Origin of the sequence: Aminobacter sp. NyZ550 (genome assembly GCF_025628925.2) — a bacterium.
Lineage (GTDB): Bacteria > Pseudomonadota > Alphaproteobacteria > Rhizobiales > Rhizobiaceae > Aminobacter > Aminobacter ciceronei.
The window spans coordinates 629483-642771 of sequence record NZ_CP114190.1; the positions used below are offsets into that span (position 1 = coordinate 629483).

Genomic DNA, 13289 nt, shown 5'->3' on the forward strand with positions numbered 1-13289 from the left:
TGCTGCTCAGGCCGCCTCCGCCCGGGACAAGGGGCGCCGCTCGAGAAACATCGGCCCGACGCGGATGCCGCGCCTGCCGTGATCGTCGACGGCATCGAGCTCCAGGATTTCGTCCTCATAAAGCTTGCCATGCATGCGGAAGCGCCCTTCGCCCACCGGCTCGCAGCTGTGGGTGCAGAAATACTCGATCAGGCATTTCAGCCCGCCATGGCTGTAGCTGAGATAGGTGATGTTGAAGTCTGGGCCGTACTCGCCGAGATGCGGCTCGATCTCCTCCGGCACCGTCTCGTCGACGGGCGCTTCGATGCGCGTCCAGCTCGCGTCCTTCCATACCAGCTTGCCCGGTTCGGGAAAGGACAGGTTCATGTGCGCATAGCCGGCGCCACGGCCATAGATACGGCCGTCGATGACGAAATCCTTGCCTGATACTGGCCGGATCTGCAGCGGCACGCCGTCACCCATCAGATAGAGCTTGCCGTCCTTCGCCTTGACCTCGACGACCTCCTGCGTGGCGTCGTCGCTGTAATAGCCGGGCAAGGAGTTGAACTGCTCGTCGGCGATGACGGGCGGACGCTGCAGGCGCTGCAACGGCTTGCCCATCTTGCGCTCTGCAAGGGCTATGCGCAGACCATCGACGCCGAGGCGTGAGGCGATCTGGTTGGCGAAATCGAGCGTCGCGAACATCAGCACGCCGATGCCGGCACCGGGCAGGATCAGCATGTGCGAGGCATAGCCATAGACCGCGCCGCCATGGCCGACCGACTCCCAGCCGTCGACCTCGCCGGCGCCGTAGCACAGGCCATATCCGGCCATCGACTTGTCAAGGCTGTCGGGGCGTTTGCCGAATGGCGCCCACATCTCGCGCAGCGAGGCCGGCGAGATGATCGAGTTGCCCTCGGCGTTGAAGCCGCCGCGCAGCAGGCACTGGACGTAACGCGCCATGTCGCCGGTCGTGGAGAAGATGTTGCCTGCCGGCGAGCCGCCGAGGCTGAACACCGGCGCCGGCGTGTCGCCGTCCAAAGTCCACATATCGGCCGGCGCCAAGCGTTCGCGGATGCCTGAAGCCATGCCGCAGGACGACTGGTTCATGCCGAGCGGCTTCATGATGTTTTCTGAGACATAGTCGGAATAGCTCTGGCCGGTCACCACCTCGATGACCCGCCCGACCACGGCGATGCCGGCATTGGAGTAGTGCATGATGCCGATGCTCGGATCCTGCTTCAGCGTCGAGCTGGCGAGCTCATTGACCGTATCCGCGAGCGGCGGCCGGGTGGCGTCGAGATAGTGGCCGCTCTTCGGCTCGCGCACCAGACCGGAGGTGTGCGTCATCAGCTTGCGCAGGCTGATCACCGAACCATGCGGACCAGCTTCGGCGCCGGCGAACGGGTTGATCGGATGGAAGCCAGGCAGGTAGGTCGAAACGTCGACATCGATGTCGACGAGCCCCTTCTCGACAAGCTGCATCATCGCCAGCGAGGTGAAGGTCTTGGTGATCGAACCGATGCGGAAGCAGGTGTCTTCGCGCATGTCGAAATGGCGGTCGCTCCGCTGGATGTGCCCCTCAGCCAGCACGCCGTCGCGGTCGACGAGTGCATAGGAGATCGACGGGATCGCCTTGTCCTCGACCTCGTAGCGGATCAGGTCCTCGAACAGCTCGACCGATGCGGCGGACAGGGAAGGCATGGCAAATGCTCCTTGAGCTGAAAAGATGGGGGAAATTTCAGTGGGAATGGCGGGGGTCGAGCATGTCGCGCAACGCGTCGCCGACAAGGTTCCACGACAGCACGAACAGGAAGACGGCAGCACCTGGGAAGGCAAGCGTGTACCAGAACTGGAACGGGTTGCCGGGCTGGCCGACGATCCAGTTGCGCGAATAGGCGATGAACTGGCCCCAGTCGGCATAACCTTCCTCGGTGCCGACACCGAGGAAGCTGAGCGCGGACGCCGACAGCACCATCGAGCCGGTGGCCATGGTCGCCAGCACCAGCACCGGGAACATGGCATTGGGCAGGATGTGCAGCACGATCAGCCTGAGGTCGCTGGCGCCATAGGCGCGCGCCGCGTGGATGTAGTCCATCTCGCGGATTCTGAGGATCTCGCTGCGCACGATGCGGGCGTAGCTCATCCAGCCGAAGGTTGTCAGCGCGATGGTGATCGGCCAGATGCCCTTGCCGAGCAGTGCGGTCAGCACCATTGCGGCGATCAGGAACGGCACAGCCATGAACACGTCGACGATGCGCATCAGCACCTCTTCGACCAGCCCACCATAATAGGCGGCGACAGCACCGATCACCGTGCCGATCAGCACCGAGATGGCAACGACGCCGAGGCCGATTTTGAAGGCGGTGCGGGTGCCCCACACGACGCCGTAGAAGATGTCGTACTGGCCTTGCGTGGTGCCGAACAACGCATCACGCGACGGCGGCATCGGCGTCGCCAGAAAGCCGGCGCGCGGCGTGTCGTAGGGCGACAGCTGGAAGCTCTGCGGCGGCGCCAGCATCGGGGCAAAGATGGCAATCAGCACGAAGGCCAGAAGGATCACGACGCCGAGCAGCGACACCGGATTGCGCGCGAGGTAGCGAAGAAACTTCATTGCGTCTTCACCCTCGGATCGAGCAGCGGATAGATCAGGTCGACGATCAGGTTCATCAGCACCAAAACGACCGCGAAATAGAGGCCGAAGCCGAGAACCGCCGGGAAGTCGAGATTGGCCGCGGTCTTGGCGGCGAACTGGCCGAGCCCGGCATAGTCGAAGATGGTCTCGGTGATGACGACGCCGCCCATCATGACGGCAAGCTCCATGCCGGCGATGGTCGCCACCGGCAAAAGCGCGTTGCGCCGGGCGTGCTTGAGTTCGACCACGCGGCGCGGCAGGCCCTTGGCGCGGGCGGTGCGGACATAATCCTGACGCAGCGTCTCGAGCATCGAGGTACGCATCACCCGCGTCATCGAGGCAACGTTGACATAGGTCAGCGTGATGACAGGGGCTGCGAGGTGGCGCAGCGAATCGACGAAGATCGCCCAGTTGCCGTTCAGGATCGAATCGACGGTGTTGGCGCCGGTGTAGCGGACGAAATTGCCGGAGCTGACGGTCGTCTGTGCCCACTGGCTGAGCCGGCCGGGCGGGAACCAGTCGAGCGCCGAGTAGAACACCAGAAGCATCAGCAGGCCGAAGACATAGACCGGAAACGACCAGCCCAGGATGGTGAAGATGCGGATGACGTGGTCGGGCCAGCGGTTGAGGTGGATGCCGGCGCGGGAACCCAGGAATACCGCGAGCAGCAGGCACGGAATGAACGCCAGCACTACCAGTTCCAGCGTTGCCGGAAAGAGCGACATCAGCGCCGTCGACACCGGCTGGCGGGCCGTTTCCGACCAGCCGAGATTGCCGGTCAGCACGCCGCCGATCCAGCGGCCATACTGGATGTAGAAGGGATCGTTCAACCCGTACTGCTCGATCATCCGGCGGATGCTTTCCTGGCCACCCTTGAGGTAGTCGGGCGACGGCGCATAGGCCGCCAGGCGCTGCGTCGGCGATAGCGACATCTGCAGCGCAAAGATCATCAACGACAGCGCGAACAGGACGATGGGCAGCATCATCAATCGTCTGAGGGCGTAGGTCAGCACGGGTGCACGGGTTCCGGTTTCGGGGAAAACAAGCAATACGCCGGGCGAAGGGGATCGCCCGGCGTATTGGCCGCCAATCAGTCGTTGGCCTTGGTCACCGGGTAGAAGTCCCAGGCTCCGTAGAGGATCATGTTGTCGACATAGCCGTCGATGTTGCTACGGGTGACGACGTAGCCGAAGTCCTCCCACAGGAACTGCGTGGTGGCGTATTCGTAAGACATGTCCTGCAGCTTGGCGTAGATCGGCTCACGCACGGCCGGGTCGTTCGAGGCCCAGGCCTCATCGAGCAGCGGCTTGAACTTCTCCGCCATCAGGTCGCGGTAGCCCTGGCCTACCATGCCGCCGACGAGGCCGGTGGGCGAGAGGTAGTAGGATGCCGCACCGAGCGGGCCGCCCGGATCGGAATAGTCGGGACCCCAGCCCATCACCGTCAGCGGCGCCGCCGGCTTTTCGCGGTTGTTGAGCTTGTCAGAGACGGACGCCCAGGGCAGTGCCTGGATCTGCATCTTGAACTTCGGGTTGATGCGCGACAGGCCCATCTGCAGCGCCGACAGGGCTGCCGTCAGCTGCGGATTGCCCTCGGTCACATAGGCGGTGAAGGTGAAACCGACCTCCCACAGCTTGCCGCCAAAGGCCTTCTTGAAGTGCTCCTCGGCCTTGGCAGGGTCGTAGCTGTAGATGGGTGAATCCGGGCGGTAGCCCATGATGCCGCGCACCGTCGGCCCACGCGACTGCACCGTCTTGCCGAGCAGCACCTGGTTGATCAGCGCGTCGTAGTTCTGGGCGTAGTTGAAGCCCTTGCGCACGTCGATGTCGGCGAAGAAGTCAGGCGGGATGCCTTGACCGTCCAGCTTGCCGCTGCCGATAGCGGGATTGTCGTTGTCGTCGAGCGGCCAGGCGAAAAAGATGCCGCGCGAGAACACCTTCTGCAGGCCGTCAATGACCTTGACGCCTTCGGTCTTGCTGAGCTCGTCGATGAACTCGACGGGAGCCGCGACGAAATCGGCATCGCCCGACAAGAGCTGCAGGCGCCGCGTCGTCCATTCCGGCACCGTGCGCATGACCACGCGCTCGAGCTTGGCCGGACCCTGGAAGTAGTTGTCGAAGCGCTTCAGCGTGATGCGGCGGTCGGTGCGGTCCCATTCCTCGAGCATGAACGGACCGGTGCCGTTTTCCTCGGCGAACAGCGGATTGGCGCCGAGCTCCGGGCGGTAGTGCGCCTTCCAGTTGTCGCCCGAACCGTCCCAGCCGCCGACCGAGGCGACCCATTCCTTGTCCAGGATGGAGGTGCCAAAAGGCAACGCGATGACGCCGAGCGTCGCCGGGAACGACTTCGGCAGCTTGAGCGTGACGTTGTCGCCGTCGACGACGATCTGCTCCGACAGCTGGTCATAGACCTTGCGCAGCGTCTCGGGGCTGGCCTCGGCGAAGGTCTTGACCTTGCCTTCCGTCTCCACCCACTTGGCGATGTCGGTGTATTTGCCCGCCGTGATCACCTCGGTAATCGCGTTCGACATCCAGGACTGGCCCTGCAGGATGGCGCGCAGCAGCGAATAGCGCACGTCATCGGGCGTGATCTGGCCGTAGCCCGGCTCTATCGCCGCCTTCTGCGCGTCGGTCAGCTTGTCGTAATACTCCCAGGTGATCTTGCCGTCGGCGCCCTTGACGCCGACCTTGTGGGCAAAGACGCCCTTGCGGATCGGGAAGGTGTAGCTCACCGAACCGTCGTTGCCCTGCTTGATCAGGCCGTTTTCCAGCGACGGCACCTCCGTCGACAGCGACGGTACGAACTCGGAAATCTTCGAACCGTTGAAGTTGAGCAGGCGGCTGTAGATGTTCAGTGCGCCATAGGAGCTCGGCGTGTTGGCGATGTAGGCCGGATCAAACGACTGGATGTCGTCGGTCCACATGAAGACGAATGTGCCGGGGTTCTTTGTCTCGGCCATGACAGGCGCAGCCGTGACGGCAAGCCCCATGCCCATAGCCAACGCTAAGGCTAGTTTCATCATCGTTCCCTTCTGATGGCGGAGGAAGTTTTCTTCTTCTCGTTACGGAAAGGCTAGAAGAGCGCTTGCCGGTCTGTCCAATGTGTAGATAGGATGGACTATGCAAAACACGCATGAGGGCCGGCATGGAACTGCAATGGCTTGAAGATTTCCTGGAAATAGCCGCGACACGCAATTTCTCGACCGCCGCCACTGCGCGCAACATTTCGCAGCCGGCCTTCAGCCGTCGCATCAAATCGCTGGAAAGCTGGATCGGCGCCGACCTCATCGACCGCAGCACCTATCCGGTGCAGCTGACCCGGGCGGGCAATATGTTCCTGCCCGGCTGCCAGCGGCTGGTGCGCGAGGCCTACCGGTTGCGCACCGACTGCCGCAATGTCGCCGGCGAAAGCTCGCCAATGCTGACCTTCACCTCGCTGCACACGCTGGCGATGTACTTTTTTCCGAAGTGGATCAGCTCGCCGCTGATTTCGCGCATGCCGCTGCGCACCAGCATGCACGCGGCCGATTTTCTCGAAAGCGTCGACCATCTATGCTCGGGGCAGTGCGACTTCTGCATCACCTATGTTCATCCCGACGGCCCGCCCGTTCTTGAAGGAGGACCTTTTGAATCGTTGCAGATCGGCAAGGACAGGCTTGTTCTGGTCTCGGGTACCGACGAAAACGGCCGCGCCCTGTTCGACATCGACGTGCCCGAAAGCACCGAGATTCCTTACCTCGCCTACTCCTGGAGCGACGGCTACATCGGCAAGCTGGCGACGCTGGTACAGTCGCGCTGGCGCCGCCCGCTCAATCTCAGCACCGTCTACCAGTCGGCGCTTGCCGACGGCCTGAAGCACATGGCAGTCGCCGGGCGCGGCGTCGCCTGGCTGCCGCAGATCTGTGTCGCCGAAGCGATGAAGCAGGGCCAGCTCGTCCAGATCGGCGGCCAGCAGATGGCGCTGGAAATGGAGATCCGCATTTTCCGGCGCGCCGGCGCGGGCAGCCATGACGGCGACGCCCTGTGGCAGCATCTCAAGGAATGCGCCGAACTGCCCCAGTACCGAAGCAGTCTCGATGCCACGCTGGACGCCGCCTGACCGATCGGGATGCCCCGAATGGCTGGTCAGGCTTGCTATGCGAAGACAGGCGATACGATGCGTGATGCGCATAGTTTTGGCCGACCCAATTGCGGCGCCTTGATTTCACTGGCTTTTGCGCCGGCGCGTCACGTCACCGGCCAGACATGACCGCTCCAGGGCGGGCCACTACCCCCTGCCCGCCTATTGACAGGACGCGGCGCCGTTGCGTTCGATGCCCCGACACGACATCTCGTCGTTGAAACCGGGTCCATGCGCCGATGATCCCTGCCAACTCCGCCCCACCCCAACTGCCCGAGGATGTCATCCTGTCGGTTGAGGATCTCGAAGTCTCCTTCGCTGTCCGCTCCCGCGCACCTTTCCGCGCCGTGCGCGGCATCTCCTTCACCATTTCGCGCGGCGAGACGGTGGCGCTGGTCGGCGAGTCCGGCTCGGGCAAGTCGGTGACGGCAATGACGATCATGCGGCTGACCGAATATGATGGTGCCGCCATCACCGGCGGACGGGTACTGATGCGCCTCAAGGACGGCAAGGTCGCCGACCTCGCCAAGCTCTCCGAAAAGCGCGTCGAGGCACTCAGGGGCGCCGAAATTTCGATCGTCTTCCAGGATCCGATGTCGAGCCTGAACCCGGTCTTCACCGTCGGCGACCAGATCGCCGAGGCCGTCGTCCACCATCAGGGCAAGACACCGGAGCAGGCGCGCCAGATCGCGCTCAACACGCTCAAGCTGGTGCGCGTACCCGATGCCGAACGCCGCCTCGACCAGTATCCGCACCAGCTCTCCGGCGGCATGCGCCAGCGCGTGATGATTGCGATCGCGCTCGCCTGCCGGCCGTCGCTGATGATCCTCGACGAGCCGACAACGGCGCTCGACGTGACCATCCAGGCGCAGATCCTCGATCTTGTTCGCGCCTTGCAGCAGGAGATCGGCATGTCGGTATTGTTCATCACCCATGACATGGGCGTCGTCGCCGAGGTCGCCGACCGGGTGTGCGTCATGCTTAAGGGAGAGATCGTCGAGACGGGAACCGTCTACGACGTCTTCGCCAAGCCCAGGCACGCCTATACGCGCGCGCTGATCTCGGCAGTGCCGCGCCTCGGCAGCATGGCCGACAAGGACGCGCCCGAAAAGTTCCCGCTCTTGGTGTTCGAACCGGAGTGCCAGCTCGCCGAGGCAGGCAAATGAACGCATCCTCCCCAATGAAAGAGGTTGGCCGGCCGCTGGTCGAAGTGCGCAAGCTGGTCACCCGCTTCGACCTCAAGACCGGCCTGTTCGGCCATGTCTCCGGCCGCGTCCATGCCGTTGAAAACGTCTCCTTCGACATCTTCCCCGGCGAGACACTGGCGCTGGTCGGCGAGTCGGGCTGTGGCAAGTCCACCGTCGCGCGGTCGATCATGCAGCTCGACAAGCCACGCTCCGGCTCGATCCGCTTCGACGGCGTCGAACTTGTCGGCGCGCCGCGGCAAGTCGTGGCGAAGTTTCGGCGCCAGGCCCAGATGGTCTTCCAGGACCCGTTCTCCTCGCTCAATCCGCGCATGACCATCGAGCAGTCGCTGATCGATCCGATGCGGGTGCACAAGCTCGGCTCGCTCGAGACCATGCGCGCCCGTGCCGCCGAGCTGATGGCCAAGGTCGAGCTCGCGCCGGAGCTGCTCGAACGTTACCCGCACGCCTTCTCCGGCGGCCAGCGCCAGCGCATCTGCATTGCCCGCGCCCTTGCCCTCCGCCCGCGCCTGATCGTCGCCGACGAGGCGGTCGCCTCGCTCGACGTCACCATCCAGGCACAGGTCATCAACCTTTTGATGGATTTGCAGCGCGACATGCAGATCGCGCTTTTGTTCATCAGCCACGACATGGCCGTGGTCGAGCGCATCGCCCACCGGGTCGCAGTGATGTATCTCGGCGAGATCGTCGAGATCGGCGACCGCCGCTCGATCTTCGGCAACCCACAGCACCCCTACACGCGCAAGCTTTTGTCGACGGTGCCGATCGCCGATCCGACGCGCCGTCCGGAAGGACGAGTGCCAATGTCGGACGAAATCCCGAGCGCCATGCGCGCGCCCGACTTCGTGCCCGTCGAGCTGCCGATGCACCAGATCTCATCCACCCACTACGTAAGACAGGTGGCCGCGGGCTGACGACTGCCTTATCAAGCATTCCCTATTTCAAATCAGAGCATTCCCAACATGACCCCTTCGAACATGTCGTTGGCGGCCGCCCCTGCGTCCGCCAACACAAGCCCCGACATTGCCGCATCCCAAGCGCAGCTGAAGATCGAGGGCCTTAGGCGCCCGGCCGCGGCGGAAAGGCCGACACCCTATGTCGAGGTCGACGAGACGCGCTTGGCCCGCAACATGCAGACGATGCAGGCCCGCGCCGATGCTGCAGGGCTCGTCATGTTCCCGCACGTCAAGACGCACAAGAGCATCGACCTGGCGAAGCGGCAGCTGGCGCTCGGCGCCCGTGGCATCACCGCCTCCAAGCCAAGCGAGGCACTGGTCTTCGTCGAGGCCGGCATCCCCTCGATCATCGTCGCCTATCCGATCGTCAATGCCGGTTCGCTCGACCGCCTGCTGCCGGCGGTGAAGGCGCACGGCACCGAACTGCGCACGATTGCCGCCAGCGAAATGGGCGTCGACGCGCTCTCCACCGCTGCCGTGCGCCACGGCGTCGACATCGGCGTCTTCCTCAAGGTCGATGTCGGTCTCGGTCGCGTTGGCCTCAAGCCGAACGATCCCGCGGCGATCGCTGTCTGCCAAAAGATCGCCGCAGCACCCGGCCTGCATTTCGCCGGCCTGCTGTCGCATGCCGGCCATTCCTATGCCGCAACCGATTCCGAAAACCTCGCCGCGGTTGCCCGCACCGAGGCGGCAGCACTAACCGGCCTCGCCGCCATGCTGAAGGGCCTGAGCATCGATGTACCCTGCCTGTCGGTCGGGGCGACGCCGACCTGTCTCGGCGCGCCGCTGCAGGCAGTCGACTGCATCCGCCCTGGCAACTACGTCTTCCTCGACGGCACCGCCCTCCGCCTCGGCATCTGCAGTGCCGACGATCTGGCGCTTTCGGTGGTGGCTCGTGTCGTTGCCGCCAACGACACACATTTCATCATCGATGCCGGCTCCAAGACGATGAGCTCCGACCGTGGCGCCCATGGCATGGGCGGCAACGGCTTCGGCATCGTCATCGGCGCCGACGCCGGCAGCGGCGCTGGCGTGTGGACGCTCGAACGCATGTCGGAGGAGCACGGCTTCGTACCCGCGGGAGTTCGCACCCTGCCGCTCGGCAGCCGCGTCAGGGTGTTCCCCAATCACTCCTGCGCCACCATCGCCAATTTCGACAGTTTTGTCCTTCGCCGTGACGAGGGCGAAGTGCTGACGCTGCCGGTCAACGCCCGCAGCTGCCAGACCTGAGCTGACGCGCGAGCGCTCACCTGGGCACCTGGTTCCAATCTCCGGCCGGGCTTGTTACTCTTGCCCGATGAAGGCAATTGCTCTTGCTTCAGCGAGGACCGCACTGTTCCTCGCCCTGGCCGCCGCGGCCGGCTGCGTATCCGGGCCAGGCTCGGTCGGACCAGTTGATCCGCTGAAGTACGACGCCATGGCCTGTGCTGAACTCGATGTCGTCATGGGCACCACGGCATCAAGCATTTCGCGCACCGCGATCAGCCGCGGCACCGTCGGCCAGTGGAACGTTCCGGCATGGGCGCCGGGCGGCACCAAGGCCATCACTGCCATCCAGGACAGGCAGACGGCCAGGATCGACGGCCTGCGGCAGGAGCAGGCCGCCATCGACTCTGTCAGAAAGCGCAAATGCCGCTAGGCAATTGCCGCGCAACACGCCGACACTGACCACCTCTTCCAGCCGCTCGGCATCAGCGTTGCCAGACGAATGCCCCACCGGCGCCGTTCTCATGCGATCGCCCATCCAGCGCTACTGCCGGCGGTGCAGCGCATCGGCGAAGCTTCCGTATATCCTGCAATGTCAGAAAAATAACACTATTGATTCGACTTCAGAAAACTGACAAACTTATTTGCAAGAGGAGAACAGATGAGCGGAACGGTACGCCAGCGATTGACGGACAGCCTGCAGAACGGCGCGGGGGCGAGCCGCGCCATCGCCACCTACATGTTGGCCAATCTCAGCGAACTGCCGTTCGAAACCGCGATGACCGTCGCCGAAAAGGTCGGCGTCAGCGAACTGACGGTCGGGCGTTTCTGCCGCTCGATCGGGTACCAGCACTTCAAGGACCTCAAGGCCGACCTCAAGGTCGATGTCTCCGACAGCCCGTGGCTGATCGGCGACCGGCTGCGCGAGTTCCAAGCGAGCACCCGCGAAGGTGGCGGCGACCTGGCAAGAAGCCTCGAGCTCGAACTCGCCGCCACCGTTCGGGTCTATGAGCTGGTTCGGACGCCGCAATGGTCCGCCGTGGTCAAGCGCCTTGCGACAGTGAACAACGTCTTCATCGCCGGTTTCCAAAGCGAGCGCGGCATCGCCGCGACAATGGCCCACCTGCTCCAGTATGTCAGGGACGGCGTGCATCTCGCCGACCATTCCTCGGGCATTTTTTCCGAGGTGCTGCTCGCCGACCCGAAAGCCTCGGCGCTCGTCATGTTCGACGCGCGCCGCTATTCCCGCCAGGCCGCGCTCCTGGCGCAAAGGTCCCGCGACGCCGGCATGCCGGTGACACTCGTCACCGACCTGTTCTGCGACTGGGCGCATGACTGCACCACAGAGGTCTTTGCAGTACCTTCGGAGATCAACCTGTTCTGGGACACCAACGGGCCGATGCTGACGCTCGTCCACCTGATGGTCAATGGCATCATCGGCGAGCTCGGGCCGGAGGTCGAGCAACGGCTCGACCGGATGTCCGGTCTCTATGGCGATTTCGTCGGCCACGCCGGCCGCAAGACGTAGCACCGACACCGCCACACGATCCACAACGCAACCTTGGGAGGGGTTCATGAACCGTCGCTGGTTCCTATTTTCTGCATCCGCTATTTCGCTTGGCATCGCTGTCGGGCTGTTTTCGCCCGCGCACGCATTGGCGGAAACCGAGGCGGTGATCGTGATCGGGCGCCAGGAGTCGGGCGCCGCCAGCTATGATCCGATCCGCGCCGTCACCCTCAACATGGCCGCCGGGCTGATCTACGACCGTCTCGTCGAGCAGGCGGCCGACCAGTCCTATCATCCGCATCTCGCCAGCTCCTGGGAGGTCAGTCCCGACGGTATGAGCTGGACCTTCGAATTGCGCAAAGACGTGACCTTTACCGACGGCGAGCCGTTCAACGCCCAGACCATCGCCTGGTGGATCCCCAAGTTCAAAGGCACCGAAAACGAATACATGGTCGATGCCATCGAGAGCGTCGAGGTCGTCGCCGACCACACAGTGCGCTTCATCCTGAAGCGTCCCGAGCCGAACCTGATCTTCAACCTCGCCATGACGAACATGGGCGTCCCGAGCCCGAAGGCCTATGAGGCGGGCGGCCAGGACTACGGCGTGACCGAGGCCGTCGGCACCGGCCCCTACAAGCTCGAGAGCTTCGTCGTCGGCCAGGAAACCGTGCTCGTCGCCAATGAGGACTACAGCTGGGGCAGCGCGCTGACGGAAAACAGAAGCGCGCCGTACATCAAGCGCCTGACCGCGCGCGAAATCCCCGACGCTTCGACCGCCTTCCTCGAACTCAAGACCGGCGGCGTCGACATGCTGCTCGACGTGCCGACCGACTTCCTGCCGCAGCTGAAGGACGAGGCAGACATCGATCTGAGGGAGCTTCCCGGCTATGGCGTGACCCTCGTTACCATCAACACCCAGGCTGCCCCCTTCACCGACATCCGCGTGCGGCAGGCGACAGCACTTGCCATCGACCAGGCCTCGATCCTGAAGAGCGTCTATGGCGGGGTCGGCAAGGAGGCGCACCAGTTCCTGGTCGCCACGCTGGGCGAGGCAAAGGTCGATCCGGCATTGGAGATCAGGCACGATTCCGCCAAGGCAGCCAGCCTGCTCGACGAGGCCGGCTGGCTGCGCGGTGGCGATGGCGTTCGCGTTAAGGACGGCAAGCCGCTTACGGTCAAGCTCTGGGCCCGGGCCGATACCGAATACAGGCGTACGGCCGAGATCATCCAGGCACAGCTCAAGGCCGTCGGCGTGAAAGCCGAGATCACCGTGTTCGACGCCGGCACCTACCGCAGCCAGTTCCTCAAGCCCGAGCGCGAGCTGGTGCTTGCGCCCTATTCCTGGACCAACGCCGACATCCTCGACTGGTTCTTCAGTGCCAAGCGCCTGGATTCCTGGAACCTGTCGATGTGGAACGACCCGAAGTCGGAGGAGCTGCGTGAACTCGCCATGTATGGCTCGAAGTCGTGGGACGAGCGCGTCGTCAACTTCCGGAACTTCCACGGCCAGCTGCTCGCCAATTTCGTCGGTGTACCGGTGCACGAACCGGCCCAGACGATGGTTTTCAACAAGACGAGGCTTTCGGTACCCCAGCCGTTCCGGGCGCCCTACTCGCTCGTCGACGTCAAACCCGCCGACTGACGGCCAGACGTCACCTGAACCGAAAGACGGCATCGGACCA

Annotated in this window: 11 protein-coding genes; 7 read left to right on the forward strand and 4 right to left on the reverse strand. The window is 63.9% G+C overall.

The window, feature by feature from the left end:
* Positions 1–6: 6 nt before the first annotated feature.
* The 4 genes from N7E70_RS03060 to N7E70_RS03075 all read right to left on the reverse strand — a co-directional run bounded on the left by N7E70_RS03060 (position 7) and on the right by N7E70_RS03075 (position 5636).
* Complete coding sequence (locus N7E70_RS03060) at positions 7–1683, reverse strand: serine hydrolase domain-containing protein (protein WP_263005512.1); 1677 nt, start codon at positions 1681–1683, stop codon at positions 7–9.
* 37 nt (positions 1684–1720) lie between these two features.
* Complete coding sequence (locus N7E70_RS03065) at positions 1721–2593, reverse strand: ABC transporter permease (RefSeq protein ID WP_067955573.1); 873 nt, start codon at positions 2591–2593, stop codon at positions 1721–1723.
* Positions 2590–3627, reverse strand: a complete 1038-nt coding sequence (locus N7E70_RS03070) for an ABC transporter permease (protein WP_246787016.1) — start codon at positions 3625–3627, stop codon at positions 2590–2592. Before N7E70_RS03070 ends, N7E70_RS03065 begins: the two co-directional genes overlap by 4 nt.
* Before the next feature lie 77 nt (positions 3628–3704).
* Complete coding sequence (locus N7E70_RS03075; RefSeq protein WP_263005513.1) at positions 3705–5636, reverse strand: ABC transporter substrate-binding protein; 1932 nt, start codon at positions 5634–5636, stop codon at positions 3705–3707.
* A gap of 122 nt (positions 5637–5758) precedes the next feature.
* On the opposite strand from N7E70_RS03075, the gene N7E70_RS03080 reads away from it, so the two are divergent.
* The 7 genes from N7E70_RS03080 to N7E70_RS03110 all read left to right on the forward strand — a co-directional run bounded on the left by N7E70_RS03080 (position 5759) and on the right by N7E70_RS03110 (position 13249).
* Complete coding sequence (locus tag N7E70_RS03080) at positions 5759–6712, forward strand: LysR family transcriptional regulator (RefSeq protein ID WP_263005514.1); 954 nt, start codon at positions 5759–5761, stop codon at positions 6710–6712.
* 260 nt (positions 6713–6972) lie between these two features.
* Positions 6973–7899, forward strand: a complete 927-nt coding sequence (locus N7E70_RS03085) for an ABC transporter ATP-binding protein (RefSeq protein ID WP_263005515.1) — start codon at positions 6973–6975, stop codon at positions 7897–7899.
* Complete coding sequence (locus N7E70_RS03090; RefSeq protein WP_263005516.1) at positions 7896–8852, forward strand: ABC transporter ATP-binding protein; 957 nt, start codon at positions 7896–7898, stop codon at positions 8850–8852. The genes N7E70_RS03085 and N7E70_RS03090 overlap by 4 nt, the downstream gene beginning before the upstream one ends.
* Positions 8853–8900: 48 nt before the next feature.
* Positions 8901–10124, forward strand: a complete 1224-nt coding sequence (locus N7E70_RS03095) for an alanine racemase (protein WP_263005517.1) — start codon at positions 8901–8903, stop codon at positions 10122–10124.
* A 67-nt stretch (positions 10125–10191) separates the two neighbouring features.
* Positions 10192–10533: a hypothetical protein gene (locus N7E70_RS03100; RefSeq protein WP_263005518.1), complete on the forward strand. Its 342-nt coding sequence runs from the start codon at positions 10192–10194 to the stop codon at positions 10531–10533.
* Positions 10534–10761: 228 nt separating this feature from the next.
* On the forward strand, positions 10762–11628 hold the full coding sequence (locus N7E70_RS03105; protein WP_263005519.1) for a MurR/RpiR family transcriptional regulator: 867 nt from the start codon (positions 10762–10764) through the stop codon (positions 11626–11628).
* Positions 11629–11674: 46 nt separating this feature from the next.
* On the forward strand, positions 11675–13249 hold the full coding sequence (locus N7E70_RS03110; RefSeq protein ID WP_263005520.1) for an ABC transporter substrate-binding protein: 1575 nt from the start codon (positions 11675–11677) through the stop codon (positions 13247–13249).
* The last annotated feature ends 40 nt before the right edge of the window (positions 13250–13289 follow it).